The organism is Bradyrhizobium sp. AZCC 1577, from assembly GCF_036924575.1.
Taxonomy (GTDB): Bacteria; Pseudomonadota; Alphaproteobacteria; order Rhizobiales; family Xanthobacteraceae; genus Bradyrhizobium.
The window spans coordinates 1,402,458-1,425,228 of the sequence record NZ_JAZHRQ010000001.1; the positions used below are offsets into that span (position 1 = coordinate 1,402,458).

The 22,771-nt window shown below is 62.7% G+C and carries 21 protein-coding genes; 9 read left to right on the forward strand and 12 right to left on the reverse strand.

The annotated features are described in order from the left end of the window. The first annotated feature begins 5 nt into the window (after positions 1–5). From V1278_RS06465 to V1278_RS06480, 4 genes are read left to right on the forward strand one after another with little or no spacing between them, the layout of a single operon-like run. Complete coding sequence (locus tag V1278_RS06465; RefSeq protein ID WP_334380072.1) at positions 6–1,889, forward strand: extracellular solute-binding protein; 1,884 nt, start codon at positions 6–8, stop codon at positions 1,887–1,889. Beyond that, complete coding sequence (locus V1278_RS06470) at positions 1,889–3,001, forward strand: microcin C ABC transporter permease YejB (RefSeq protein ID WP_334380073.1); 1,113 nt, start codon at positions 1,889–1,891, stop codon at positions 2,999–3,001. The genes V1278_RS06465 and V1278_RS06470 overlap by 1 nt, the downstream gene beginning before the upstream one ends. Further along, complete coding sequence (locus V1278_RS06475; RefSeq protein WP_334380074.1) at positions 3,001–4,179, forward strand: ABC transporter permease; 1,179 nt, start codon at positions 3,001–3,003, stop codon at positions 4,177–4,179. Before V1278_RS06470 ends, V1278_RS06475 begins: the two co-directional genes overlap by 1 nt. 6 nt (positions 4,180–4,185) lie before the next feature. Then, complete coding sequence (locus V1278_RS06480) at positions 4,186–5,811, forward strand: ABC transporter ATP-binding protein (protein WP_334369044.1); 1,626 nt, start codon at positions 4,186–4,188, stop codon at positions 5,809–5,811. Positions 5,812–5,842: 31 nt separating this feature from the next. Here the strand turns inward: V1278_RS06480 and V1278_RS06485 are convergent, their stop codons facing one another. Further along, the gene (locus tag V1278_RS06485; RefSeq protein WP_334380075.1) at positions 5,843–6,685 is read right to left on the reverse strand and encodes a C40 family peptidase; all 843 of its coding nucleotides are present in this window, start codon (positions 6,683–6,685) and stop codon (positions 5,843–5,845) included. Next, positions 6,678–8,060 carry a leucyl aminopeptidase family protein gene (locus V1278_RS06490; protein WP_334380076.1) on the reverse strand — a complete coding sequence of 461 codons (1,383 nt, stop codon included), beginning with the start codon at positions 8,058–8,060 and terminating at the stop codon, positions 6,678–6,680. The genes V1278_RS06485 and V1278_RS06490 overlap by 8 nt, the downstream gene beginning before the upstream one ends. Before the next feature lie 129 nt (positions 8,061–8,189). Between V1278_RS06490 and V1278_RS06495 the strand changes: the two genes are divergently transcribed. Further along, the gene (locus tag V1278_RS06495; protein ID WP_334365214.1) at positions 8,190–9,026 is read left to right on the forward strand and encodes a tetratricopeptide repeat protein; all 837 of its coding nucleotides are present in this window, start codon (positions 8,190–8,192) and stop codon (positions 9,024–9,026) included. A 41-nt stretch (positions 9,027–9,067) separates the two neighbouring features. Here the strand turns inward: V1278_RS06495 and V1278_RS06500 are convergent, their stop codons facing one another. The 10 genes from V1278_RS06500 to V1278_RS06545 all read right to left on the reverse strand — a co-directional run bounded on the left by V1278_RS06500 (position 9,068) and on the right by V1278_RS06545 (position 19,133). Continuing rightward, entirely contained in the window at positions 9,068–9,787 is a 720-nt protein-coding gene (locus tag V1278_RS06500) for a hypothetical protein (protein ID WP_334380077.1), read from the reverse strand. A gap of 452 nt (positions 9,788–10,239) precedes the next feature. Continuing rightward, positions 10,240–11,214 carry a type II secretion system F family protein gene (locus V1278_RS06505; protein ID WP_334365211.1) on the reverse strand — a complete coding sequence of 325 codons (975 nt, stop codon included), beginning with the start codon at positions 11,212–11,214 and terminating at the stop codon, positions 10,240–10,242. Between the two features lie 10 nt (positions 11,215–11,224). Beyond that, entirely contained in the window at positions 11,225–12,202 is a 978-nt protein-coding gene (locus V1278_RS06510) for a type II secretion system F family protein (RefSeq protein ID WP_334365210.1), read from the reverse strand. A gap of 7 nt (positions 12,203–12,209) precedes the next feature. Continuing rightward, positions 12,210–13,676, reverse strand: coding sequence for a CpaF family protein (locus V1278_RS06515; RefSeq protein WP_334365209.1), 1,467 nt, complete (start codon positions 13,674–13,676; stop codon positions 12,210–12,212). 22 nt (positions 13,677–13,698) lie between these two features. Next, positions 13,699–14,970 carry an AAA family ATPase gene (locus V1278_RS06520; RefSeq protein WP_334365208.1) on the reverse strand — a complete coding sequence of 424 codons (1,272 nt, stop codon included), beginning with the start codon at positions 14,968–14,970 and terminating at the stop codon, positions 13,699–13,701. Continuing rightward, a complete protein-coding gene (locus V1278_RS06525; protein WP_334365207.1) occupies positions 14,967–15,719 on the reverse strand; it encodes a CpaD family pilus assembly protein in 753 nt (250 codons plus the stop codon). Before V1278_RS06525 ends, V1278_RS06520 begins: the two co-directional genes overlap by 4 nt. 9 nt (positions 15,720–15,728) lie before the next feature. Next, positions 15,729–17,192 carry a type II and III secretion system protein family protein gene (locus V1278_RS06530; protein WP_334369043.1) on the reverse strand — a complete coding sequence of 488 codons (1,464 nt, stop codon included), beginning with the start codon at positions 17,190–17,192 and terminating at the stop codon, positions 15,729–15,731. Positions 17,193–17,209: 17 nt separating this feature from the next. After that, positions 17,210–18,001, reverse strand: coding sequence for a Flp pilus assembly protein CpaB (cpaB, locus tag V1278_RS06535; protein ID WP_334365206.1), 792 nt, complete (start codon positions 17,999–18,001; stop codon positions 17,210–17,212). Positions 18,002–18,127: 126 nt separating this feature from the next. Continuing rightward, on the reverse strand, positions 18,128–18,652 hold the full coding sequence (locus tag V1278_RS06540; RefSeq protein ID WP_334380078.1) for an A24 family peptidase: 525 nt from the start codon (positions 18,650–18,652) through the stop codon (positions 18,128–18,130). A gap of 310 nt (positions 18,653–18,962) precedes the next feature. Next, positions 18,963–19,133 (reverse strand): Flp family type IVb pilin, encoded by a 171-nt coding sequence (locus tag V1278_RS06545; protein ID WP_334380079.1) that lies wholly within the window; start codon positions 19,131–19,133, stop codon positions 18,963–18,965. Between the two features lie 383 nt (positions 19,134–19,516). On the opposite strand from V1278_RS06545, the gene V1278_RS06550 reads away from it, so the two are divergent. The 4 genes from V1278_RS06550 (at position 19,517) to V1278_RS06565 (ending at position 22,585) form a co-directional block, all read left to right on the forward strand. Beyond that, positions 19,517–20,059, forward strand: a complete 543-nt coding sequence (locus V1278_RS06550; RefSeq protein ID WP_334380080.1) for a hypothetical protein — start codon at positions 19,517–19,519, stop codon at positions 20,057–20,059. A gap of 107 nt (positions 20,060–20,166) precedes the next feature. Further along, a complete protein-coding gene (locus V1278_RS06555) occupies positions 20,167–20,967 on the forward strand; it encodes a hypothetical protein (protein WP_334380081.1) in 801 nt (266 codons plus the stop codon). A 147-nt stretch (positions 20,968–21,114) separates the two neighbouring features. After that, positions 21,115–21,945, forward strand: coding sequence for a sterol desaturase family protein (locus V1278_RS06560; protein WP_334365202.1), 831 nt, complete (start codon positions 21,115–21,117; stop codon positions 21,943–21,945). 136 nt (positions 21,946–22,081) lie between these two features. After that, on the forward strand, positions 22,082–22,585 hold the full coding sequence (locus tag V1278_RS06565) for a pilus assembly protein N-terminal domain-containing protein (RefSeq protein WP_334365201.1): 504 nt from the start codon (positions 22,082–22,084) through the stop codon (positions 22,583–22,585). The last annotated feature ends 186 nt before the right edge of the window (positions 22,586–22,771 follow it).

Genomic DNA, 22,771 nt, shown 5'->3' on the forward strand with positions numbered 1-22,771 from the left:
TGCGCATGGCGCAATTCTCTCGCCGGCATGTACTCGGTCTCGGTGTCGGCGCGCTGAGCGTTCTGCGGCTTGGCCCCGTTCGCGCCACAGAGGAAAACGGCGCTGAGATGCACGGCATCTCGGGGTTCGGCGATCTGAAGTATCCGGCCGACTTCAAGAATTTCGACTATGTGAACGTCTCTGCCCCCAAGGGCGGCGTGTTCTCGACCATCCCCTCGACGCGCTCCTACAATCAGTCCTACCACACCTTCAATTCGCTCAACGCCTACATCCTCAAGGGCGAGGGCGCGCAGGGCATGGACCTGACCTTCTCAGCGCTGATGGTGCGGGCCGGCGACGAGCCGGATGCGATGTACGGGCTCGTCGCAAAGTCGGTGCGAATCTCGCCGGACAAGCTGATCTACCGCTTTACGCTGCGCCCCGAGGCCAAGTTTCACGACGGCTCGAGGATCACGGCGCATGACGTCGCCTGGTCCATCAACACGCTGAAGGCCAAGGGCCATCCGCTGATCCAGGTGCAGATGCGTGACGTCAAGGGGGCCGAGGCGCTCGACGATGCGACCGTGATCGTCACCTTCGCCGAGAAGCGCGCGCGCGATGTGCCGCTCTTCGTCGCGGGCCTGCCGATCTTCTCGAAGAGATATTATGAGACGCGGCCCTTCGATGAATCAACGCTGGACACGCCGCTGGGCTCGGGGCCCTATAAGGTCGGCAAGTTCGAGGTCAACCGTTTCATCGAGTACGAACGCGTCAAGGACTGGTGGGGGGCGAACCTCCCGGTCTGCCGCGGTTATTACAATTACGATGTGGTCCGCTACGAATTCTATCGCGACCGCGACGTCGCCTTCGAAGGCTTTACCGGCAAGAACTATCTGTTCCGCGAAGAGTTCACCGCGCGCATCTGGGCGACGCGCTACGACTTCCCCGCCATCAAGGACGGCCGCGTCAAGCGCGAGCAGGTACCGGACGAAAGGCCGTCCGGCGCGCAGGGCTGGTTCATCAATACCCGCCGCGACAAGTTCAAGGACCCCCGCGTGCGCGAGGCGCTGATCAACGCCTTCGATTTCGAGTGGACCAACAAGACCATTATGTACGACGCCTATGCGCGTACGCATTCGCCGTTCCAGAATTCAGACATGATGGCGAAGGGGCCGCCCTCACCGGAGGAGCTGAAGCTGCTCGAGCCATTCCGCGGCCAAGTGCCCGACGAAGTGTTCGCCCAGCCCTACGTGCCCCCGGTTTCGGATGGCTCGGGGCAGGATCGCACCATGCTGCGCAAGGCGCAGCAATTGCTCAACGAAGCCGGCTTCGTCATCAAGGACGGCAAGCGGATGACGCCGAGCGGCGAAGTGTTTCGCATCGAATTCCTGTACGATGAGCCTTCGCTGAATCCGCATCACGCGCCCTATATCAAGAATCTGGGAACGCTCGGCATCGAGGCGAGTCCGCGTATGGTCGATGCCGTGCAGTACCGCGCGAGGGTGGAAGATTTCGATTTCGACATGACTATCACGCGCTTCTCGATGTCGACGACGCCGGGCGACGCAATGCGTGCCTTCTTCTCCTCGCACGCTGCCAAAACCAAGGGCTCCTACAACCTGGCCGGTATAGAGAATCCCGCCATCGACGCGCTGATCGAAAAGATCATTGCGGCGGATACCCGCGCCGAGCTGACGGTTGCCTGTCATGCCTTCGACCGCGTTTTCCGCGCCGGCCGCTACTGGGTGCCGCAGTGGTACAACAAGACGCATCGGCTGGCCTATTGGGACATCTTCGACCGCCCGAAGAACCTGCCGCGTTATCAGATCGACGCATCGGGCTCCGGCGAGCGAGTTATCTGGTGGTATGACGCTGCCAAGGCCGGCAAACTTGAGCAGGCGAAGCAATAATGACCGCCTATATCGCCCGCCGCATCCTTTTGATGTTTCCGACCTTGCTCGGCATCCTCTTCATTTCCTTCGTGGTCGTGCAGTTCGCGCCGGGCGGCCCGGTCGAACGTGTGATCGCACAGCTTTCCGGCGCCGATACCGGCGGCTCCTCGCGCATCTCTGGCTCTTCCACCGGTGACTTTGCCGGCAGTACGCCCCAGGCGGGCGCCTCCGCCGATGCTGTCAATTCGAAATACCGCGGCGCGCAGGGGCTCGATCCGGAGTTCATCAAGAACCTGGAAAAGCAGTTCGGCTTCGACAAGCCGGCGCATGAGCGCTTTGCTCTGATGGTATGGAATTTCGCTCGCTTCGATTTCGGCAAGAGCTACTTTCGCGACACCACCGTGTTGCAGCTGATCAAGGAGAAGCTGCCGGTCTCGATATCGCTCGGCCTCTGGTTGACGCTGCTGACCTATTTGATCTCGATCCCGCTCGGCATCCGCAAGGCGGTGGCGGACGGAACGCGATTCGATACCTGGACTTCCGCCGCTATCATCGTCGGCTTTGCGATCCCCGGTTTTCTGTTCGCGATCCTGCTGATCATCCTGTTTGCCGGCGGCTCGTTCTTCAACTGGTTCCCGCTGCGCGGATTGACCTCGGACGGCTGGTCGCAATTCCCCTGGTACTGGAAGATCATCGACTACTTCTGGCACCTCACCCTGCCTTTGATCGCGATGGGTCTCGGCGCCTTCGCCACCATGACGCTGCTGACCAAGAACTCGTTTCTCGATGAGATCAGGAAGCAGTACGTCATGACCGCGCGTGCAAAGGGTTGCAGCGAGGGGCAGGTGCTCTACGGGCATATCTTCCGCAACGCCATGCTGATCGTAATCGCAGGCTTTCCCGGTGCGTTCATTGGTGCATTCTTCTCCGGCTCACTGCTGATCGAGACCATCTTCTCGCTCGACGGGCTCGGGCTGCTCGGCTTCGAAAGCGTGCTGAACCGCGACTATCCGGTCGTGTTCGGCACGCTGTTCATCTTCTCCCTCGTGGGCCTTGTGGTGGGTCTGATCTCCGACCTCGCCTACATGTGGATCGATCCCCGGATCGATTTTGAGGCGAGGGAAGTCTGATGGCGCTGCTCGCTCCACAACCGGTCGAAACCACCGCGAGGTCGCCGCTTGGCGAGGTCGTCCCGGCCACGCAGCACGTGTTCGCGCCATCGCCGCTGAACCGCCGGCGCTGGCGGAACTTCAAGGCGAACCGCCGCGGCTACTGGTCGCTCTGGATATTCCTTGCTCTGTTTCTGATCTCGCTGTTTGCCGAACTGATCGCCAACGATCGGCCGTTCCTTATCAAGTATGACGGAAAACTGTATTGGCCGGCTTTCGTCAGCTATTCCGAGACCACTTTCGGCGGCGATTTCGAAACCGCGGCCGACTACCGCGATCCCTATTTGCAAAAGCTGATCGCCGAAAAGGGCGGCACCATCATCTGGCCCTTGATCCGCTATTCCTACTCCACCCACAATCTCGATTTGCCGACGCCGGCGCCGTCGAAGCCGACATGGATGCTGACGGAAGAGCAGTGCAAGCCCGTGGTGGAGAAGAAGGGCCTGAAGAGCTGTAGCGACCTCGAATACAACTGGCTCGGTACCGACGACCAGGGCCGCGACGTGGTGGCGCGACTGATCTACGGTTTTCGCATCTCGGTGCTGTTCGGACTGACGCTGACCATCCTGTCCTCGATCATCGGCGTCATCGCCGGCGGCGTGCAAGGCTATTTCGGCGGCTGGACCGATCTGATCTTCCAGCGCATCATCGAAATCTGGAGCGCGATTCCCTCGCTCTATCTGCTGCTGATCCTGTCATCGGTGCTGGTGCCCGGCTTCTTCGTGCTGCTCGGCATTCTCCTGCTGTTCTCCTGGACCTCGTTGGTTGGCCTGGTTCGCGCGGAGTTCTTACGCGGGCGCAATTTCGAATACATTCAGGCGGCGCGCGCGCTCGGCGTCTCCAACGGCGTGATCATGTTCCGGCATCTGCTGCCGAACGCGATGGTGGCGACCATGACCTTTCTGCCATTCATCGTGTCGTCCTCGGTGATGACGCTGACCGCGCTCGACTTCCTCGGCTTCGGCCTGCCGCCGGGTTCGCCATCACTCGGCGAGCTGCTGTCGCAGGGCAAGTCCAACGTGCAGGCGCCCTGGCTCGGTTTTACCGGCTTCTTCTCGGTCGCGATCATGCTGTCGCTTTTGATCTTCATCGGCGAGGGCGTGCGCGACGCCTTCGATCCGCGCAAAACGTTCCGGTAGAGCATGATGGACGCCGTCAACCAGCCCTTGCTCGATGTGCGCGATCTCTCGGTGGCGTTTCACCAGCCGAGCGGCGCCACGATTGCGGTCGACCGCGTCTCGTTTTCCATCAAGCGCGGCGAGTGCGTGGCCCTGGTCGGCGAGTCCGGTTCCGGCAAATCGGTCAGCGCGCTGTCGGTGCTAAGACTGCTGCCCTATCCGACCGCGTCGCATCCCTCCGGCACCATCCATTTCAAGGGCCGAGAGCTGCTCAATGCCTCGGAACGCGAGATGCGCGAGATCCGCGGCAACGACATCTCGATCATTTTCCAGGAGCCGATGACCTCGCTCAATCCGCTGCACACGGTCGAGGCGCAGATCGGCGAGATTCTTTCGCTGCACAGCGGCATCGGCGGGCAGATGGCGCGGGCGCGCACACTCGAGCTCTTGACGCAGGTCGGCATTCCCGATCCGGAAACGAGGCTACAAAGCTATCCGCACCAACTATCCGGCGGCCAGCGTCAGCGTGTCATGATCGCGATGGCGCTCGCCAACGAGCCGGATCTTCTGATCGCGGACGAGCCGACCACCGCGCTCGACGTCACGGTGCAGGCCCAGATCCTGGCGCTGCTTGCCGAGATCAGGTCCCGGCTCGGCATGAGCATGCTGTTCATCACCCATGACCTCGGCATCGTCCGCCGCATCGCCGACGTGGTCTGCGTCATGAACTCGGGCAAGATCGTCGAGCACGGCCCGGTCGAACAGGTCTTCACCGCGCCGAAACATGCCTATACCCGCGCGCTGCTCGCGGCCGAGCCCAAGCCCGACCCGGCGCCGCCGCGGCCCAACGAGCCGGTGGTGATGTCGGCCGACAATCTCAAGGTCTGGTTTCCGATCAAGCGCGGGTTGTTGCGCTCGACCGTCGGCCACATCAAGGCGGTGGATGGCGTCAGCGTCGCGGTGCGCAAGGGCGAGACGCTCGGCGTCGTCGGCGAATCCGGCTCCGGCAAGACCACGCTGGGTCTCGCACTGCTCCGGCTGATTTCCTCCGACGGCCCAATCGTGTTCCTCGGCAACAACATCCAGGGCCTGCGCTTCAAGGCCATGCTGCCGCACCGTCGCGACATGCAGATCGTGTTTCAGGATCCGTTCGGCGCGCTCAGCCCGCGAATGTCGGTCGGCGATATCGTTGCCGAAGGCCTGAGCGTGCATCAGAAGTCGCTGTCGCATCAAGAGCGCGAGGCGCGCGTCGTCAAGGCGCTCACAGACGTCGGTCTCGATCCGGCGACGCGCTTCCGCTATCCGCATGAATTTTCCGGCGGCCAGCGCCAGCGTATCTCGATTGCGCGCGCGGTGGTGCTGGAGCCGAATTTCGTCGTGCTGGACGAGCCGACCAGCGCGCTCGACATGCTGTTCCAGGCGCAGATGGTCGACCTGCTGCGCGAGCTGCAGCGCAAGCGCGATCTGACCTACATGTTCATCTCGCACGATTTGCGCGTCGTGGCCTCGCTGGCCAGCCATCTGATCGTGATGCGTCACGGCAAGGTGGTGGAGGAGGGCCCGGCCGCGGAGCTCTTCAAGAACCCGAAGAGCGACTACACCCGCGCCCTGTTCGCTGCCGCGTTCCGGATCGAGGCGGTTCCGGACCTATAGCTTGCGCTGGTGATGACGATGAAGTTTGTGGCTACAGCCGCTTGATCGCCGTCACCTCGCTGCCGACGGCCTTGATCCGCGCAATCGCGTCATGTGTGTTCTCCACCACCGTCGCCATGTGGTGCGCGTTGGCGTGTACGATGCTGTCGGCGTCCCGCACGATCGCGACGTGGCCCTTCCAGAAGATCAGATCGCCGCGCTGGAGCTTCGTCATCTCGGCGGGACTCAATGCCCGGCCGAGGCCTCCCTCTTGCATGTCGCTGTCGCGCGGGCAGCCGGTGCCGGCGGCGGCCAGCGATACCTGGATGAGGCCGGAACAATCGATACCGAGCGAGCTCTTGCCGCCCCAGAGATAGGGCGTGCCGATAAAGCGCTCGGCAACCGCGACGAAATCCTTTTCCACCGCGTCGAGGCTGCCAAGATGATGGCGCGGCAGATACCAGCCGTCGCTTGTAATGGCGAACGCGCTGTCTTCGCGGATGACCGTCGCCCTTGCTCCCGTCGTCAGCGTCCCGACCGGCGGCAGCTTGATCGAGGGGCCCGGAAACGCGAAGGTCCGCAGCGCCGTGACCTTGTGCGTCGGTGCGGCCGCAGGCTTTGCCAGCGCGGCGTCCGGAATCCAGCCGACATAGCCGTCGCTCGCGAGTTGGCCCCACGCAAACCCTTCGTCATTGCGGTCGTAGATCGTGACGCGTTCGCCCTTCAGCGCCTGCGTCAGCATCATGGCGCCCGCGGCAGGTCGCTCCCACAGCGGCGCGATCGCCTCACACACGCAAAATTCCTCGCCGGACACATAGCGCGCGGCCTTCACCTTGCCTTCGAGATATTTCGCGGCGATTTCGGGCCGTGCCGGCGTCAGGCGCGGATCATGCATAGCGTTCGCTCAACAGTTTATAGATCGCGCGTGCGGCCTGGCATTCGCCGCCTTCGGGACGCGCAGGTTTTGCGGAAGGCGTCCAGCCGTAGATATCGACATGCAGCCAGCTCTTGGCATCGGTGACGAAGCGGTGCAGGAACAGCGCGCAGGTGATCGAGCCGGCAAAGCCGCCCGACGGCGCGTTGTTGATGTCGGCGACCTTCGAATCCAGCCACGAATCATAGGGTGGCCACAGCGGCATTCGCCACAACGGATCGTTCTCCCGCTTTGCATGTTCTGCGACGCTTTCGGCCAGCGTCTCATCATGGGTGTAAAAGGGCGGTAAATCCGGCCCCAGCGCCACCCGCGCCGCGCCGGTCAGTGTGCCCAAGTCAATCAACAGATCCGGTTTGTCTTCGTCCGCCAAGGCGAGCGCATCCGCCAGGACCAGCCGTCCCTCGGCATCGGTGTTGCCGATCTCCACGTTAAGTCCCTTGCGCGACTTGAAGATGTCGAGCGGACGGAAGGCGTTGCCGGCGACCGCGTTCTCGACCGCGGGGAGCAGGACGCGCAGGCGGACCTTCAGCTTCGCGTCCATCACCATCTGCGCCAGCGCCAGCACGTTGGCGGCGCCGCCCATGTCCTTTTTCATGATCAGCATGCCGCTGGACGGCTTTAGGTCGAGCCCGCCGGTGTCGAAGCAGACGCCCTTGCCGACCAGCGTCACTTTGGGGTGGGCGGGATCGCCCCAGCTCAGGTCGATCAGGCGCGGGGCACGCGCCGAGGCCATGCCAACCGCGTGGATCAGCGGAAAGTTCTGCTTCACGAGTTCGTCGCCGACGATGCAGTCGAAGCTGGCGCCGAAACGCGCCGCGAGCGCTTGTGCGGCGTCCGCCAGTTGCTCCGGCCCCATGTCGTTCGACGGCGTATTGATCAGGTCGCGCGCCAGCGCCGCCGCTTCCGCCATCCGCGCGATGTCAGCGATATCGACGCCATCGGGCGGCACCAGCCGGACCTCGGGCTTTTCGGCTTTGCGGTAGCGGCCGAAGCGGTAGCTCCCCAGCGCAAAGGCGAGCGTCGCCAGGCGCGGGTCGTGCGGCACGTTGGCGAAGCGATAGACGCCCGGCGGCAGCACCCCGGGCAGCGCGCCGGGCCGGAACAGGTCGTGCGACTTGGCGGTCTCTTCATCAAGCCCGAACACGACCTGCGCAATCTTCCCGTCGGGGGCGGGCAGCGTCAGGCACTTGCCGGGCTTGGCGGTAAAATCATTGGCGAGCGCAAACTGCCGGGCCGGTTCGGGAAGGTCTTTGGCGATCGCGCTCCAGGTCGTTTTGGTGGCGAACGTAATCGGAATGGCGGGGGCGATGGGCGCGGTCTCGAACGGCGATTGCATGCATGTCTCGCGGGGATCGGGGCGTGTCTGGCTGGCATAGCACGGCCAATTAACCGGCCGTTAGGGTTAACAGTCTATTGCTTTCTCATACGGCTCTATTTGTCCGCCATTCCCGTGAGTTGAAGTACCATGCGTCGATCGTCCAGCTACGCCGGGTCCCTTGCCCGGTTCCTGACCTCAGCCGCGGTAACCGCGGTTTTGGCCGCGGGCCTTGGCGGCTGCCAGACCATGTCCGACATAACGGGATCGCTGAGCTCATCGTCACCCAAGGCACAGAGCGTTCCCGACGATCCGCGCCGCGCGGCCGAGATATATGGCGAACGCTATCGGGCCAATCCCAAGGATGCCGAGGCGGCGCTGGGGTATGGCCAGGCGCTCCGCGCTACCGGCCAGCGGGCACAGGCCGCTGCCGTGCTCGAACAGGCCACCATCGCTCATCCCGGCAACAAGACGCTGCTCGCTGCTTACGGCCGCGCGCTCGCCGACAACGGCAGTTCGCAGGCTGCCTTCGACGTGCTCAGCCGCGCCCATACGCCCGCCAATCCCGACTGGCGCATTCTTTCGGTGCAGGGCACCACGCTCGACAAGATGGGCAAGCACGAAGAGGCCCGCCGCTATTACGCGAGCGCGCTGAAGATCACGCCGGAAGAGCCGTCGGTGCTGTCCAATCTCGGTCTCTCCTACATGCTGACGCGGGAGCTGCCGCAAGCCGAGGAAACGCTGCGGCGCGCCTATTCCAATCCGCGTGCCGACGCAAGGGTGCGGCAGAATCTCGCTCTCGTCGTCGGCCTGCAGGGCCGCTTCGCGGAAGCCGAGACCATCGCCAAGGGCGATCTGCCGGCCGACGAGGCGGCTGCCAACGTGGCTTACCTGCGGGAAATGCTGAGCCGCAAGGACAAGGACCATTCGCGTCCCCCCGGCAACAAGGCGACCGTCCCGGTCGCCGCCCTCAACCGGCCGGACTGAGCATCACAGCGGTCACGCGCGACTGCGGGTCAATGAGTCCATTAGTCGGGCCCAACAACTATGCGAGCAATTATTTCGGTTCCAGTGCTCGACAGGAACTTATCGGTTCTGACGATTTCAAATGCGTCGATCGGGAAGGTGCCGAAATCTGTTTCGCGATGACGGGCGATCTCAGCGAGGAACGCCGGCGTGACCGGACCTGAAAATCGGATGAGGGTCGCAAACGCCATTTTGTCGAATAGATAGCGACGCGCCAAGTCGTCCAATATGCCTAAGCCTTCACGGCGGCGATGATCGCCATCGCTGGTTGCTATCGAAAGCTTGCGCCGAAGATCCGCCAAACCTTGATCTTCCGGATACAGTTGGAGAAAGACCGAGTTCGGTGAAACACCGAGGCCCTTTCCTTTCAAAGCAAATGATCCGCTATCCGCAACAAGGCCCCGTATCCTCCTGAAAAGTGATGGTCGATCGCATTCCTCCCGTGCCGCTTCGTCGAGGTTCCTGATCGTCACGTGGACGGTATCTGCCGGATAGTAGTGGTGGCTCGGAGAAACACGTTGAAGCTCGGCCAAGATCTGACCGACCTGCGTATCGGCGACGGCCGGCATGCGCGCAATCAGCGTGAAATGCGCCGCCGCAGATCCCATCGGCGGCAGTGCGTGGATTTGTCCTCGTCTCCCGGAAAGCCGCAACGAAGCCGTCGCGACGGTCCGCAGACCCCAGAACCGCAACATTGCGAGCGATGGGATGTCCGCGCTCAAGGAACGCCCATTGCTTTAATCGAATCCTTCACCTTGATTTGACTCCTTGATTTGCCCCCTGAGCTTCGTAACGCCAAAGAGCTAGCGCAACGATCGCGAGGCTAGCAGCGGTTGCGGCACAGCAAAGGAACCCGCTGCCAAAGCCCTTGGCTCCGATAATTCGTCCAAAGAACGCGGGGTTGGCTGCAAGGCCAGTGTAGAGAACCGCGACATACAAGCCCATGGCAGTCCCTTTTGTGCGAGCCGTAGCCAATTCGGCAAAAGACGAAGATAGAGCGACGACGGCTCAACGCCCGCAGCAAGCGGAAATCCGCGGCGGGTCAGCCGATAAGCCCGCTTACGAACGCCAAAGGAGACTAGCAAATGCGCTGTTCCCGTGCCGGCTTGTCGAAGCTTCGAGGGAGCCCGCGCGAGGAAGGTCCAAATGGCGCCGGCCCGCTAGGCCGCTCGCCTCAGTGCAACGCCTGGATCTTGATGTAGGTCGGTCCGAGAATGACGATGAATAGGCATGGCAGGAAGAACAGGATCATCGGCACGGTCAGTTTCGGCGGCAGCGCCGCCGCCTTCTTCTCGGCCTCGTTCATCCGCATGTCGCGGTTTTCCTGCGCCATCACGCGCAGGCTCTGGCCGAGCGGGGTGCCGTAGCGTTCCGACTGCATCAGCGCCAGACAGACCGATTTTACGCCCTCCAGCCCGGTGCGCTTGGCGAGGTTCTCGTAGGCCATTTTGCGGTCCTGCAGATAGGACAATTCCGCCGTGGTCAGCGCGAATTCCTCCGACAGCGCCACTGATTGCGACACGATCTCGGTGGAGACCTTGCGGAAGGCGACTTCGACCGACATGCCGGACTCGATGCAGATCAAGAGCAGGTCGAGCGCGTCGGGAAAGGCGCGCCTGATGGAGAGCTGGCGCTTGCTGATGGCGTTCTTCAGGAACAGCATCGGCGCCTGCAGCCCGAGATAGGCGGCGCCGATGCAGATGCCGAGCTTGACCGTCAACGACTTGTCCATGTTGGTGATCACGAACACGTAGAGGGCCGCCCCGAGAAACAGCACGACCGGCGTCACCGCACGGGCAAACAGGAACGTGACGTAGGGCGCGTGGCCGCGGTAGCCGGCCATGATCAGCTTGTCGCGCGCGGCTTCCTGTGCCAGCCATTTGGTCAGGTTCAGGTCTTCCACAACCTTGGAAACGAGCTGCTTCGGAGTCTGGCGCAGCGACACCTTCTCCGATTTGTTGAGGCGGTCGCGCTCGCGCTGGCGGAGCCGTTCGCGCTCGTTGGCGACCGCCTTCATGCGCTTGGCAAGGCCTTCGCCGGCAAACAGCGGCATGATCAGCGTATAGGCCGTCGCACTCGCCGCGATGGCGGCAAGCAGCATGGTCATGAACCGCGCGTCGTGCATCTTGGCGATCAGAAACTCAATCATAGGCGCACCGTCAGAAGTCGAAGTTGATCATTTTCTTCATCACCAGGACGCCGATCGTCATCCAGGTAACGCAAGCGACCAGCATGAACTGGCCGATATGATGGGTCCAAAGCAGCGCGATGTAGTCGGGGGTCGTAATCCAGACCAGCAGCATCACGACCGGCGGCAACGAGCCGATGATGCCTGCGGAAGCCTTGGCTTCCATCGACATCGCCTGAATCTTCTCCGCCATCTTCTTGCGGTCGCGCAGCACCTTGGAGAGATTGCCGAGCGCTTCCGACAGGTTGCCGCCCGATTTTTGCTGAATCGCGATCACGATGCCGAAGAAGTTGGCTTCCGGCAGCGGCATCCGCTCATACAGCCTTGCGCAGGCCTCACCCAGCGGCATGCCGATCGTCTGGGTCTCGATGATAGCCATGAACTCGCCCTTGAGTGGTTCCGGCGCGTCGGCGGCGACCACCTTGATCGATTCGAACAGCGGCAGGCCGGCCTTGATGCCGCGCACGATGACGTCGACGGCGTCAGGCAGCGCTTTCAGAAACGCCTTCTCGCGGCGCTTTTTGAGATAGCTGAGCAGCCAGCGTGGCAGGCCGAGGCCGGTGGCGAACGCCATCACGGCAGCGCCCAATAGCGAGCCGCCGACGATGAATGCGACACCGAAACCCACCGCCGCGAGAACGGCGGAAACGATCCAGAATTTCTGAGGCGTCCAGGCCGTCAAGCCGGCCTGAACCAGGCGGATGCTGAGCGAGACGGACTTTTCCTTCTTGCGGCGGGCCTCGAGTTCCTTCAGCGAGCCCTCGACCTGCTCGCGGCGCGAGCGCTGGCTCTTCTCGGCCTGGCGCGCCGGAACGTCGGTGCGTGCGATCGAGGCGCGCCGGGACTCGGCTTTCTTCTCGCCCGACAGGGCCGGATAGATGAATACCCATGCCAGGCCGCCGATGGCGGTGGCGGCGAGAAACGCCAGTGCGAGCGCTTGCATGCTCATCGCCTCCTCACGTCTTGTCGACGACTTCGGCGGCATCGAGCGCTGCCGCGAGCCGCTTTTCTTCGTTGTAATATCGCGCGCGTTCCCAGAACTTCGGGCGACCGATGCCGGTCGAGCGGTGCCGCCCGATGATCTTGCCGTTGGCGTCCTCGCCGAGCAATTCGTAGACGAACAGGTCCTGGGTAATGATGGTATCGCCTTCCATGCCCATCACCTCGGTGATGTGGGTAATGCGGCGTGAACCGTCGCGCAGGCGCGCGGCCTGCACGATGACGTCGATCGAGGCGCAGATCATCTCGCGAATAGTGCGCGAGGGCAGCGAGAAGCCGCCCATCGTGATCATGGATTCGCAGCGCGACATGGCTTCGCGCGGGTTGTTGGCGTGCAACGTTCCCATCGAGCCGTCGTGGCCGGTATTCATGGCCTGCAGGAGGTCGAACGCCTCGGGTCCGCGGACTTCGCCGACGATGATGCGTTCGGGGCGCATACGCAGGCAGTTGCGGACCAGCTCGCGCATGGTGACCTGGCCTTCGCCCTCGATATTCGGCGGGCGGGTTTCAAGCCGCACCACGTGAGGCTGCTGCAGTTGAAGTTCGGCGGCGTCCTCGCACGTGATGACGCGCTCGTCATGCTCGATGAACTGGGTCAGGCAGTTCAACAGCGTGGTCTTGCCGGAGCCGGTGCCGCCGGAAATCAGCACGTTGCAGCGGACCCGGCCGATGATCTGCAGGATTTCCGCGCCTTCCGGCGAGATCGCGCCGAACTTGACCAGCTGGTCGAGCGTCAGCTTGTCCTTCTTGAACTTACGAATGGTGAGGGCAGGCCCGTCGATCGCCAGCGGCGGAACGATGGCGTTGACGCGTGAGCCGTCGGCGAGGCGGGCGTCGCAGATCGGCGAGGATTCGTCGACGCGGCGGCCGACCTGGCTGACGATGCGCTGGCAGATGTTGAGAAGCTGCTGGTTGTCGCGGAAGCGGATGCCGGTCTTCTGGATCTTGCCGGCAACTTCGATGAACACCGTGCCGGCGCCGTTGACCATGATGTCGGCGATGTCGTCGCGCGACAGCAGCGGCTCGAGCGGGCCGTATCCGAGCACGTCGTTGCAGATGTCGTCGAGCAGCTCTTCCTGCTCGGCGATCGACATCACGATGTTCTTGATCGCGATGATCTCGTTGACGATGTCGCGGATTTCCTCGCGCGCGGACTCGCCGTCGAGTTTGGCGAGCTGGGCAAGGTCGATCGCCTCGATCAGCGCGCCGAAGATGGTCGCCTTGACTTGGTAGTAGTTGTCCGACCGCCGCGCCTCCATGGTGGGGGCGGGCGGTGGCGCCTTCATGGGCGCTATTGGAGGCGAAGCGACGGCCGGCGCGGCCATCTCGCGCGAAACGGCCGGCGCAGAAGCCGGCTCAGGCGCCTGAATGGCGGGCTTGAGTACCCGCGTATCACTATCATTTCCGCTACGCTTACCGAACACGATGGCACTCCACGCGGGCTGTCTACTTCTTGGCCCGTAACTTTTCGATCAAAGGCGACAGCAACGAACTCTTCGGCTTCTTGGTCTCGCCGCGGCCGGTGAGCCGTTGCGCAATCTGCAGGAACATCTCGGTGGTGCGATGCGTTGCGGATATTTCCGCAATCATCTGGCCGTTGTTGGCGGCCGAGCCGAAGATTTGTGGCTCGAACGGGATCGTGGCGATCGGGTGGTTTTCGATCGCCTTGGCGAACTCGGCGGCGGGGATCTCCGGCCGCTTCGGGATACCGACCTGATTGAGGCAGTAGAGCGGCGCACGATCGTTCGGCCGCGATGCCTTGAGAAGGTCGAAGATATTCTTGGTGTTGCGCAGGTTGGCGAGATCGGGCGCGGCGACGATCAGGATGTCGTCGGCCGCGATCAAAGCGCGCTTGGTCCATCCCGACCATTGATGGGGAACGTCGAGCACGATGCAGGGCATCGTGGTACGAAGCGTATCGAAGATCGAATCGAAGGCTTCCGCGCCGAAATCGTAGACCCGGTCCAGCGTGGCCGGCGCCGCCAGCAGGCTGAGATGGTCGGTGCATTTCGACAGCAGGCGATCGAGGAACGCGGTATCGACCCGGTCAGGCGAGAACACCGCATCCGCGATACCCTGCGGCGGGTCCTGGTTGTAGTCGAGGCCTGCGGTGCCGAAAGCGAGGTCGAGATCGGCGACCACGGAATCCAGCGACAGGTCGCGCGCGATCGCCCAGGCGACGTTGTGGGCGACGGTCGACGCACCGACGCCGCCCTTGGCGCCGACGACGGCGATGATGCGGCCGACGGCCTTGGCTTCCGGCGAGGAGAACAGGTTGCAGACCGAGCGCACGACGTCGATGGCGCTGACCGGCGCGATGACGTAGTCGCTGACGCCACGGCGGACCAGTTCGCGATAGAGCATGACGTCGTTGATGCGCCCGATCACAATCACGCGTGTTCCGGCGTCGCACACGGTGGCGAGCTGGTCGAGGCCGACAAGGATATCGTTGCGGCCTTCGGTCTCCAGGATGATCACGTTCGGCGTCGGCGCCGAGCGGTAGGCCTCGATGGCAGCGGCCATGCCGCCCATCTGGATCTTGAGATGAGCCTTGCCGAGGCGGCGGTCTTCGCCCGCCGACTGCACGGCAGCCGCGGTTTCCAGCGTCTCGCAGAAAGCCTGCACCGACACCCGCGGCGCTGGCGCGATATGATCGTCCGTTGACGGCGCGGTGCCGTCAGGCTGCGGTTCTGTACTCTGGCGCGCGTAACTGATCATTTGCCGGTATCGCTGAGTTTGGCCTTGTCGCTCTCGGGATAGGTTGTCGCGGTGGAAGTGCCCTTGCGATATTTCTCGAGGGCCATGCCACGGCGCGGCGTATAGGCTGGGGTTTCGGGACGCGGCTGCACGAGGTCGGACGGGTTGTCGACCATCGCCGCCAGATTGCGCTGATTGGAGCAGCCGAAATTGTAATACTGCTTGTTGTCGAAATAGCCCTTGTTGTGGATCGACGGTCCGAGATCCTCCGGCCACAGCCCGCATGGGCCGGCCACCGCCGAAATCTTTGGATAGTTGAGGCGGATCGCGGCCATGTGCCTGGGGTCTTCGGGGCGATACTGGCGGACATTGATCGCGCGCGGCGGCACGCCGGCGGCGGCGAAGGTTGCCTGGATCTCGCGCAATGAATCCTCGGCCGCCCGTGCGTTCGGGGTATTGACGGGCACGTCGACGCTGATAGCGCCGGTACCTTCGCGAAGCCAGGTTTGGGCCAGGTCCATGACGTCGGCGCGCTGCGAGGCGGAAAGGCCGCCGCGTCCGCGGCCGACGAAAACGACGATCGAGCGGTCGGCTTCCTGGACCGCGATCGGATGGCGCTGGCGATAGTCGTCAGGCACGGCCGCCGTCGTCACGACATCGGTGGTGTGCTTGCAGGCGCTGAGCGCCACGGAAAGTCCGATCAGCGCTCCTGCCAGGCCAAGCGTGCGCTTTGGATCGGCGGGCTTCGTGGATTTCGTCTTCGGTGTCATCGTCCCGCCTCAGTCCGTAATAAAGCCGTAGGTGCCGCGATAATTCCGTGCCTTTTCGACGCGGCCCGGAACGCCGTAGATGCGATTGATGCTGCCGAGGAGGTCGGCCTGCGGATCCGACGCGCTGGCAAAGCCGTCGTCGGGGCGCGACAGATCCTTCTGTGCCACCGCGCGCACCACATAAGGCGTGACCAGAACCATCAGTTCGCTCTGGTTGTTGACGAAGTCGCGGCTGCGGAACAGCGTGCCGAGAACCGGCAGTTGCGCCAGCCCCGGCAGACCGTTGATCGCCTGCTTGGTCTGTTCCTGGATCAGGCCGGCCATCGCCATCGCGCCGCCGGACGGAATTTCCAGTGTCGTCTCGGCGCGGCGGGTCTTGATCGAGGGAATGGTCGTTCCACCGGCACCGCCGGTCAGAGCGTTTTCGGTCGAGACTTCCGACACCTCGGTCATCACCCGAAGGCTGATCCGTCCCTCGGTCAGCACGACCGGCGTAAAGTTGAGAGAGATGCCGAATTTCTTGAAGCTGACTGTCTGGACGCATTGTCCGACGGCACCACCCACTGTGGTTTGGCAGGTCACGCCGGTCGGAATTGGAAATTCGCCGCCGGAGATAAAGGTTGCGGACTCGCCGGAAATGGCCGTGAGGTTAGGTTCGGCAATGGTTCGCACGACACCGGCGCTTTCCATCGCGCGCAGCGTCGCCTGCACGGATGGCGTCGAGCCGAAACTCCCGGTAAGGGCGTTGTTGGCGACGAGCGGCGCACTGTTTGCGGTGAACGGGTTGTTGTTGGTGAACCTAACAACGGATGTGCCGTAGGACATGCTGGCGCTGAGATCAATGCCGAGCTGCTTGATGACCGAGCGCTGGACTTCAGCGAGCGTGACCTTCAACATCACCTGGTCACGGCCGCGAACTGCGATCGAATTGACGACCTTTTCAGTGCCGCCCACCAGGCGGGCGGCGATTTCGGCGGCCTGCTGCGCCTCGATCGGGGTTGCCGCGGTGCCGCTCAGCACCACGCCGTCACCGACGCCTTCGATCAGGATGTCCGAATTCGGCAGCGACTGCTTCAGCGCCGCGCGCACGCCGTTGAGGTCGCGCTTGACCGCGATGTCATAGGCCGCGATCTGCGCACCGGTGGAATCGAAAAAAACGATATTGGTCTGGCCGACCGCGGCGCCGATGATATAGGCGCGCTGGGTCGAACGCACCACGGCGTTGGCGACCTTCGGATCCGCAACCAGCACGTCCTTGATCTCGCGCGGCAGGTCGATCACGAAAGACTTGCCGATCCCGAGCGAAACGAAGCGGGCGTTCATCTGCCCGTCGGCGGCCACCGGCGCGACGCGATAGTCGCTCGCCATCACCGGCGTCAGCGCCGGATTGAGCGTGAGAGCAGTCACGGCCGAAAACGACAGGGCGCGGACGATGAACGTTCGCATCATCGGCTGAATTTCCCTGCACTTCATATCGTGCGTCCTTTCGGTCACTTCTGCATCGTCTGCTGGCTGGCAACGCCATAACGAATGACGTTGAGGCTTTCGCCACGCTTGTTGAATTGTTCGTCCGGCTTCTCGACTGCGTTGACGTCGGCAATGCTGCGCAGCGCCAGCGTCAGCGTGCCGCTCTGGCGCGATCGCGCCAGCGTCTCGGCCTGCTCGGGCTTCAGTTCGAGGGTGACCGTCCTGCCGACCAGCGAGCTGGCGCCTTCTTTCTCCTTCGGCGCCTGGTCGATCGCGAGAACGCGAACGTTGGTCAGGATGATCTCCGAGCTGGAGATATCCGGGCCCTTGCTGTCCGGGTTCTTGTCGCGCTTGGTAAGAATTACGTCGACGCGGTCGTTCGGCAGGATGAAGCCGCCGGCGCCGGTTTCCGGCGAAATCTCGGTGGAAATGGCCCGGTAGCCCGCGGGCAGGATCGCCGCCATGAAGCCGGAGCCGTCGGCTTTCACCAGCTTCTGCTCGCGAATCGGCTCGCCCGCGATGAACGGCGCGCGCGCGATCGAGCCGGTGATCTCCTTGACGGCGTCGGCCTTGCTGGCGCGGCTGATGAAGTTACTGCTGGCCGACGTGGCCGGCCAGGTCTGCCATTGCAGATCGTCGGGCTTGACCGACTTGCCGAGGCCGATATCCGATTTCGCGACGAGAATATCGACGGTCTGAAGCTGCGCGACCGGCTGGGCCGGGGCAGGCCTGTCGCCGGACCCGCTGGCGAGATATGCGGCAACGCCGCCAGCGCCGATGGCGATGGTCAAGACCACAATGCGTGGCTTATTCATACGCTTCACTTTCCACATTACGCCGCGACGCTTCCGCCGCCGTGATGGGAGTTGACCAGCTATTCGTCAAAGCATGGTTAATGAGGCGTGTGTAAATTGCCTTAACGGAAAGTTAGCGGTGCTGGATCAACGCATGGCGAGGTGGGTCAGGTCGATCGCCTTGATCCATTCGGTCTCCGGATAGACCATCAGCGCGCCAAGCGCGAGCGCGATGCCGTAGGGGATTCCGCTCTGCTTGTCGTGCAGCCGGTTCAGCCAGGCTTGCGCCGCAAGCGGATAAGGCAGCGGCCACCGCCGGAACTGGAGCAGCAACAACGTCAGAGCCCCGCCGAACAGTGAGGCGTAGACCAGGTAGTTGAGGAGGTGCTCGAAGCCGAACCAGAGCGCCACGCTGGCTGCGACCTTGGCGTCGCCGCCGCCAACCCAGCCCATCGCGAAGCAGGCAAAGGCCACCGCCAGGACGGCTGCGCCGGCGCCGATGTGCATGAACATGTCATGCAGGGCCATGCCGCCCAGCAATGCAAGAGCCAGGAAGCCCGCGATAAGCGCCAGCGACAATCGGTTCGAAATCGTCATGGTGAAGAGGTCGCTCGCGGCTGCGAACGCCATCAGTGCGGGAAAGAGCAGGAGTCGTGCTATGTCGAGGATCATGGATTTACGAAGCCCGTGCTGCTAATCGCGACGTCGAAGCGTCGAGACTACACACGAGAGATGAACAAGCAGAAAACGGCTTCGCTCATCACCAGACGCTTGCAATTCGACACGAAAGCGTAAGAAGCGCCAGCGTCAGTGCAAGACAGACCGCTCTCACGGACGCGTCGTCCCCGTCACCGGCGAAGCGCGTTCTTGCGGCCACGAATGTGAAAGCGGATTTGCGCACTGTCTTACGAAACTTATCTCAGGCGAAAACTACAAAGGCCCCGGAATACCCGAGGCCTTTGCTGTGCTTCGGCGGTGACGCTTACGGCTTGGCAAGCTCGGTGGATACCGCTTGGAACTTGGTGTTCAGACCGCTGCCGACGCCGTTAACGGCGGTGATGATCGCGATAGCAATACCCGCCGCAATCAGGCCGTATTCGATAGCGGTCGCGCCGGATTCGTCCTTCAAGAAACGCGAAACGAGATTCTTCATCAGATAAGCTCCATGTACACGTGGCTGGTCAAACTAACGTTGGTCTCACCGGCGTTCTCAGCACCGCGACCATGGCATGACCCTAGGGCCCCGAGAATTGCGAGGCGGTTAATTCGATTGCCGAAAAGCCCGAGGAACCGGACGGTTCCGAAGCAGAGTAAATTTGGCACTAAGCAGTTGCGTAAGATTCGAGATTGCCGCGCATGCGGTCTATGGTCTCCGCCTGCCGGAGCGGGGCGCCCGAATTCACGGCTCTTTAAGCGCGAGGGGTTACACACGAGTTCTCCGATCAGAGGCGCCATGTCCAGCCGGCCTCCGAAAGTCATCGAAACTCACCGGCCGAACGATGACGAAAAATAGCGTCCGGGCACGAGCGTGACGACATGACCGCAAACGTCGGAATGATCTCCCAGGAGAAAGCCTCGAGCCTTGGCAGGATCCCCGCCTGGCTCTGGCTTGGCGCCGGCGTGTATGCGCTTCTCCTGATCGTCGGAAGCACGCTGCTGCGCGACTCAGACACCTATTGGCAAATCGTCGTGGGTCGATCGATCCTCGAGCATGCCGCGTTGCCGCGCGTCGACCTGTATTCCTTCACGCGAATTGGCGAGCCATGGACGTCATCGTCCTGGTTCGCGCAGGTTCTGTACGCTGCGAGCTATCATCTGGCCGGCTGGAGCGGACCAGTCGTACTTGCGGCAATTTCGATCGCCGCAACGTTTGCGCTTCTCACCTATGTCCTGGGTTGCCGCATTCCGTCGACCTACGCGATCCTGATCGCGCTGGCGGCAATGGTGCTTTCATGGCCACATTTTTTTGCGCGCCCTCACGTACTCGCGCTGCCGGTCATGGTTGCGTGGTCGTACGGCCTGATGTCGGCAAGCGAGCGCCGGGAGCCGCCGTCATTTTGGTTTGGTTGCTGCCGCTGATTTTGCTTTGGGCGAACCTGCACGGCGGATTCATCTTTGGCCTCGTCTTGATCGGAGCATTCGCGTTTGATGCCGTATGGAACGCGAAGCCTTCGCAACGAGAGCCATTGACTGTGCGCTGGATCGCGTTCGGGGTGGGAGCCGTGGCCGCATGCTGCGTTACGCCGTACGGATGGGGTTCGATCCTCGCTTCATTCAAGATTCTCGATTTGGGGGAGTTGCTGCATCTCATCAATGAATGGAGGCCGGCGGACTTCAGCAGTCTCGGTCCGTTCGAGTTGTCGATGCTTGCCCTGATCGGGGGCGGACTTTACAGCGGCGTAAAGCTGTCGCCGCCGCGGATCGCGCTGGCGCTGGGCCTCCTGCACATGGCGCTGTCGCATATCAGGAACCTCGAGATCTTTGCGCTGCTGCTGCCGATCGTGTTGCTCGCGCCGGTGGCGTCGCAATTCGCGCTGCAGCCGGCCCGGCTCGTCCGGACAAGTGCGCCCTCCGTGGCGATGCTGGCCGTCTTGCTCGGCGGCTTGACATGGGTGTTTGCGGCCAATGCGAGGATTGCGCCACCCGAAGGGCAATCGCCCGCCGCGGCCGTCGATGCCTTGCAGGCGCATAATCCCAAGCGGGTTCTCAACGACCTTCCGTTCGGCGGATACCTGATCTGGCGCCAGATTCCCGTGTTCATCGACGGGCGCGCCGAACTCTACGGCGAAGCCTTCGAAATGGCCTATTACCGCGCGCTGACGCTCAAGGACGCCAACCACTTCCTCGATATTCTAAAGACCTGGGAAATCGATGCCGTGCTGTTGAAGCCGTCGACGCCGGCCGTTGGGCTGCTCGATCAAGTCAGTGGCTGGAAGCGCGTGTATTCCGACGAGAACGCCGTGCTGCACGTTCGTACCGCCAATTGAGCGCTGCCCGATGGCTGTCGCGACGTCCGCCTGGATGCTTTGAGGGGCACGTGAACTGGCGGGCGGCCGGGGATTCTGCTACGGGGAACCAGTTGAATGCACCCGAGCGGCGGTTGACGGTCGCCGATCAGACCGCAAGCAGCCGACATGTCCAACCTGCCGATCGAAGTCCTGGAGATGCTGGGCCAGACCATGGCCAAGGTGGTGCCGGTCACGGTCGCGCTGGCGTTGGTGTTCTCGCTGCTGGCGCATTTCTGGGCCTGCAATCCCGGCAGGCCCTGGTGGCGCAAGCGCGAACTCGTGACCGACATCTGCTACTGGTTCCTGGTGCCGCTGTTTGCGCGGGTATTCCGCATCGGACTATTGGTGCTCGGCGCTGCTTTGCTGGTTGGAATTCACGACGCCGACGAACTGATCGCCTTCTACGACAACGGCCACGGTCCGTTGTCGAGGCTGCCATTGTGGCTGCAGACGATCCTGTTCCTGGTCGCAGCCGATTTCATGATGTACTGGCTGCACCGCATGTTTCACGGCGGCGGGTTCTGGAAATACCACGCCATCCACCATTCGTCGGAAGATGTGGACTGGATCTCGGCGGCGCGCTTTCACCCCATCAACCTGCTGTTGGGTACCATCGGGGTCGACGTCGTGTTGCTGATGGCCGGCATTTCGCCGGGCGTGATGCTGTGGCTCGGCCCGTTCAACATCTTCCACTCGGCGTTCGTCCACGCCAACCTCAACTGGACGCTCGGCCCGTTCAAATATGTCGTGGCGACGCCGGTGTTTCACCGCTGGCACCACACCTCCCGCGAGGAGGGCGGGGACACCAATTTTGCCGGCACCTTTCCACTCTGGGACCTGCTGTTTGGGACCTTCCGAATGCCATCGGATCGCCTGCCGGAGCAGTACGGCGTGGACGATCAGTCCTCGTTCCCGCGTGAAATCATTGGGCAACTGGCTTATCCATTCCGCAAATAGGCCGGCGTCGGATTTCTTGCCGCATGGCGGGGCCTATTTGCCGTTTGTTCATGAATTGTCGTCAGATTCACCTTGTCGGGCGCCGGTTCCGCTGGGTATGGCCCATCGCCGGCTTGTTGATGCCCCGGGGTAAAGTATGTCGTTCAAGTTTCCGCGTATTCGCGCACGCGCGCGTTTTGGATTGCGTTCCCTCGCTGCAGGAATCCTGCTGTGGCCGGCCGTCGGTCTGGCCTCGCCCGATCCAGACCGAATCGCCGTTTATGTCGACCAGGCAAAGCTCGTGAAGCTTCCTGCCAAGGTCTCCACCATCGTGGTCGGAAACCCGCTGATTGCGGACGTTACGCTGCAGAGCGGCGGCATCGTGGTCGTTACAGGCAAGGGCTACGGCGCGACCAATTTCATCGCAATGGACCGCAATGGCGAAGTACTGGTGGACCGCCAGATCCAGGTCGAAGGCCCGACCGATCAGCTCGTCACCGTCTACCGCGGCGTCGAACGGGAATCCTATAGCTGCATGCCGGTCTGCCAGCGCCGCATCACCCTTGGCGACGGCGTCGGCTACTTCAAGACCGCCATCGATCAGGCCGGCTCGCTCTCCAGCCAGGCCGCTGGCGCGGCGGCCGGCGGCAAGGCGGACTGAGCCGTTTGCGCTAGAGCCTACCGGTTCTGATTGAATCAGAACCGGGCTCTCGGCGCCGGTCTCCCGGCACGGTCAAGATTCGGTTAATGGCGCGGGTCGTTCTGTCCGGAACGGCCGAAACAATTCAACAATCAGTTTCGGATAGGTTTTTGCGGCAATTCCCTCGCGCTCTGAGGTCTCTTCGAT